The following is a 4,485-nucleotide window of genomic DNA, read 5'->3' as shown; positions in this document are numbered from 1 at the left end:
TTCTTCCTTCTTCCTTCTTCCTTCTTCCTTCTTCCTTCTTCCTTCTTCCTTCTTCCTTCTTCCTTCTTCCTTCCGCTTCCTGATTGTTAATTTAAACTACTTATTTTCCCAGGTTGATTTTCTCGGCACAATTGGGTTATAGCCTCCGCCGGTATTGGTTTGCTAAAGAAGTAACCCTGGCCCATATTGCACTGATGCGACTGCAAAAAAGCCAACTGTTCTGCTGTTTCTACTCCCTCAGCAATCACCTGTAAATTCAGGCCCTGTCCCAAGGCGATCGCCAGTTTCACAATTGTAGCACCGCTGCTGCCGTTCACCAAATCAGCCACGAAGGATTTGTCTATTTTTAAATTATTAAGCGGAAAGTTTTTCAGAGACCACAGCGAAGAATAACCGGTGCCAAAATCGTCCAGAGAAATTTGAATTCCCATTTCCTGCAACTGCTGCAATACAGACACCGTTACATTCACATCTGTCATGGCAACGCTTTCGGTAATTTCTATTTCTAAATACTCATGATTTAACTTGGTTTCTGATAAAATTTCAGCGATGGTTTTTACCGTGTTAGCTTGCAGAAACTGCCGGCCTGATAAATTCACAGCGATCCGCATCGGTGGCAATCCCAGTAACTGCCACGCTCGATTTTGCAAGCAAGCAGTCCGCATCACCCATTCGTCAATTTGGCAGATTAATCCTGTTTCTTCAGCTAAGGGAATAAATCGATCGGGAGAAATCAAACCGCGTTCGGGATGCTGCCAGCGAATCAGAGCTTCCATGCCGACTATTTGGCGAGTATTTAAGTTTATTTGCGGTTGATAGTGCAGCACAAACTCTGATTTTTTCAGAGCTTTGTAAAGATGATTTTCTAAGTTAAGATCCTCGGAGACTTTACTGCCGATCGCCCGCGTGTAAAACTGATAATTATTCCGACCTTTCTGTTTAGCTTTGTACATCGCAGCATCAGCATTTTTCAGCAATGTTTCTGCATCTTCTCCGTCGTAAGGAGCCAAAGCAATTCCCAAGCTAGCCTTAGTATAAAGTTCTAGACCTTCAAAATCAAAAGGACTGCTTAAACTTTGGATAATTAGCTGGCAAATCTTAGTTGCTTCCTCACGGCTGTTGAGATTGTACAGCAGCACGGTAAATTCATCCCCGCCCCAACGGGCAATAGAATCTCCCGCGCGCAAACAGTTACTCAAACGCCGAGATACACTTTGCAGCAACAAATCGCCCACTGGGTGTCCGAGAGTATCGTTAACATTTTTAAATCTATCCAAATCTAGAAAGATCACCCCCAGCATTTCGGCGTTTTGGTGAGCGCTAGCTAAAGCTAAAGACAGCCTTTCATTAAACAGCAATCTATTAGGTAAACCGGTTAATGAGTCGTGAGAAGCTTGATGTCGGATCATCGCCTCGACGCGCCTCTGCATTGCAGCCATGTACAGGTGAGTTCCTAAAGCTTTTGCTAGCTTCTGTTCCTCGCTGCTCCACGGTAGAGTTTCGCCGGTTTTGATTTCTTTCCAAGCTGCAAAGGACTGTCGGGGACGATCGGTTCGGGCGTCGGAACTGCAACGGCCCGCCCACATAATTTCGGTTTCTATAGGGCTGCGAAAAATGGTGAGACAGCCGATGCACTGTTGGCCGTATTGCAGCGGTACTGCCAAAAACGATCGAATGGAAGCTTCGATAAAATTAGCAGATAAAGATTCGATTTGAGGTTCTTTAGAAATATCGGAAATCGCGTACAAGTGGGGTACGATTAAACTAGAAATATTTTTGTCAATTGAACTGTAATGCTGGGAATATATATTTTGAAAATAACCTAATTGGCTGGTATCAGGAGTTTTTGCTCGATCGTCTTGGTTGGGAAACCCCATGATCTGCTGCCAAAACGGGCTGAGTTCAAGGTCGATGTCCCGGGGCTGCTGGCCGCAGGTATAAAGTAAAGCCGGCCGATCGCCAAACTCGGCTGCAATGTACAGTCGCCCTCCCGAACCATCCAAATGGTTGACAGTTTGTTCGAGAACTGTTTGCCGAATTTCGGTTAGTTCTAGAGGAGAGTGCAGCAAACTGGTAATTTGGTTGACAACGGCTTCGTCGCGCGCTTGCTGTCGAGCTTGACTGAGCAGAAAGGATTGGGCGATCGCAATTGAAAGTTGATCCACAAGCAACTGCACCATTTTCAATTCTCGATCGCTAAACCGTTTCGGTTGGCTGTGGTGAGAAACCAACAGCCCCCAAAGCTGATTTTGATGCAAAATCGGCACCGTCAGAGAAGAACGTGCCCCCATAGCCTTCAGATATTCAGCGTGACAGGGGTCTACAGGACGATAGCTAATATCTTCAACTGCTAAAGTTTTGCCGGTTTCGAGAGAATCTAAGCGATTAATTATTTGATGCTTCAATTCCACATCTACAATCACTCGCTGCCGCGCTTTGAGAAACATTTCCCGGGCACTATTGGGAATGTCGCCTGGTGGAAAGCGCAAACCCAGCAGAGATGACAAGCTGTCGCCGTTGATGGACTCAGCAATGACCTCACCGCTACCGTCGGACTCAAAGCGATAAATTTTTACCCGATCGCTCGCTAAAAAGCTGCGGATTTCTCGGGTGGTTGTCATCAAAATCTCTTGCAGTTCTAAAGAATTGCGGATGCGATTGGTAATTCGATTCAGTAAAATCTCTTGTTCTAAAGCCGATTGCAACATTTGTCTAACTTTTGTGCGGGGCATCTGTTTTGAGCTCCAAAGCTGTTGACAGCATCTTTGCGAGCCACAGTCTTTACTCGCCCTGTATTATAGAATACAACACTTTCGCGACATCTATTGGATTTAGCCAACCCGGGAGCCAGCAACTTGGTTTGTGCAGATATTATCTGGTTTCCCGACAAATTTCCCTGAGAAACCGCGTTTCTCACAGCACTTAGAGGAGAAGGAATCAGCGATCGCACAAGTAGTGAAGACGAAAGCTCGATCGAGTTGGTATCGGGACTGAAGTCCTGACTGCAAAATACTTTCAGAATTACAAGGCAACAGATATAGAGAAACCGGGTTGACGTAACAGCATTCTGGCTCAAAAGCGCAGAATACTGGTTCGTCAACCCGGCGTGTAAGTATTTATACTGTGAAATATTGCGTTAAGCCGACTGCCAAATGTCCCGAATTCTGTCCGGCAAAAAGCCCGCTATTTCCTGAATTCGATCCTCGGACAGCTCATCCTTCGTTGCCGAAAATACAGCCGCGATCGCAGTTTCCGGTTTTACTCCTGAAGGAAGTGCGCCTTCTAGTTCCACCCTCCGTGCAAACAAATTGCCATCGATCCCCGCAGGTGCAGGCGGGCCGGTCAAAGGCTGACGTATCCGGCTCAGCAATCCCACCAGCGGATTGGTATCTTTCCAGAGGTCTGCTATTTCTTGTTGCAGGGTTTTGTCATCCGTAGGCAAAACTTCTTTGTGCAATTCAGATTCCACGTGTTCGATGGCGTCTTTTGTCATCACGTCGCGCATCACCCGGTACACTACTTCGGTAATGTCGCGGGCATCAAAAATATCCTCCAAGTGACCGTTTACCATCACTTTTTCCAAAAACGGCATATCCTTTGAAGCGATAGGAACTGCCGCTCCTTCCTGGTGGAGCGAGGTCGGAGGATTCGTCTCCATTTTGTTTAACAGTTTGCGGCCTTTTTCTGTTAACTCAGCTTCTTGAAATGCGACTAAAGGCGGCAATAACTCAGCTCCTCCGTAAGGCTCTCCACTAAACTCCGCTTTGATAAATTCCCTTTGGTTGAGGTAGTCCAAATGACCGAGCAATTCCGCTTCCGGCACCTGGTGACCGACATATTCTTCGGCTGCGTTCCTAATTTCCGACTCTCCCTTGCCGTTTCCGCTGCCAATCTTTTTGAGCAAAATGTAAGTCAGGTCGTCTCTGATTGGAATTGTCATTTAAACCTCCTAGGTTAATATCCGGTAAAGCTCAAGTAAAAACTGAATTTTTTTACTTGCTAAAAAGGTGATGATTACTACTTAAAAATATTGAACTCTAAACTAGAGTAAGAAGTATCTCTCAGCAGGTGGAAGTTGTGAAAATTAAGTGTCTGCTAGAATCTTCCTCTAGGTAGATCCATGTAGGGGAACCCAGGTTTAATGTTGTGAGTATCCTGAAAAGCTGCCGCCACACTTCAATGCTATTAAGCTCGGATGCTTTATTGGTAATACTTTCCGTATTTATTGCGGGTTGTTACCGAGGCTGACGTACCTATAGCGCCTAAGTTGGTAATTGCGGCTGGGGTAGGTACAATTAAGCAGATGCTCTGGGCTCGATCGACTGCAGCGGTCTTTGCCCCAGCTTGTAGCTATATTGTACAATCTGGTTAGACCGAAAACTGGCCATCGAGAGCTACAAATACGAGCCAATCTGTTTCAAGTGCCCGAGCGCCACTTGAGGAATGCCTCCGGTAAAAAAAACGCTAGTTTTTTTATCGTTTTCG

Annotated in this window: 3 protein-coding genes; 1 reads left to right on the top strand and 2 read right to left on the bottom strand. The window is 45.9% G+C overall.

The genetic code is table 11. The annotated features are described in order from the left end of the window. Positions 1-86 precede the first annotated feature (86 nt). Complete coding sequence (locus QUA20_RS21380) at positions 87-2,732, bottom strand: EAL domain-containing protein (RefSeq protein WP_333191030.1); 2,646 nt, start codon at positions 2,730-2,732, stop codon at positions 87-89. Positions 2,733-2,862: 130 nt separating this feature from the next. On the opposite strand from QUA20_RS21380, the gene QUA20_RS21375 reads away from it, so the two are divergent. Then, on the top strand, positions 2,863-2,994 hold the full coding sequence (locus QUA20_RS21375; RefSeq protein ID WP_333191029.1) for a hypothetical protein: 132 nt from the start codon (positions 2,863-2,865) through the stop codon (positions 2,992-2,994). Positions 2,995-3,136: 142 nt separating this feature from the next. On the opposite strand, the gene QUA20_RS21370 is transcribed toward QUA20_RS21375, so the two are convergent. Beyond that, positions 3,137-3,940, bottom strand: coding sequence for a DUF2267 domain-containing protein (locus QUA20_RS21370; RefSeq protein ID WP_333191028.1), 804 nt, complete (start codon positions 3,938-3,940; stop codon positions 3,137-3,139). Positions 3,941-4,485: the final 545 nt, after the last annotated feature.

The organism is Microcoleus sp. Pol7_A1 (assembly GCF_036701085.1).
Classification (GTDB): Bacteria; Cyanobacteriota; Cyanobacteriia; order Cyanobacteriales; family Microcoleaceae; genus Microcoleus; species Microcoleus asticus.
Note: the sequence above shows the minus strand (reverse complement) of the source record. Positions and strands in the feature narration are given on the sequence as shown.

What these genes read in the sequence shown, in the direction of transcription:
- QUA20_RS21370 (WP_333191028.1), bottom strand. Translation starts at nt 3,940, where the DNA reads ATGACAATTCCAATCAGAGACGACCTGACTTACATTTTGCTCAAAAAG.
- QUA20_RS21380 (WP_333191030.1), bottom strand. Translation starts at nt 2,732, where the DNA reads ATGCCCCGCACAAAAGTTAGACAAATGTTGCAATCGGCTTTAGAACAA.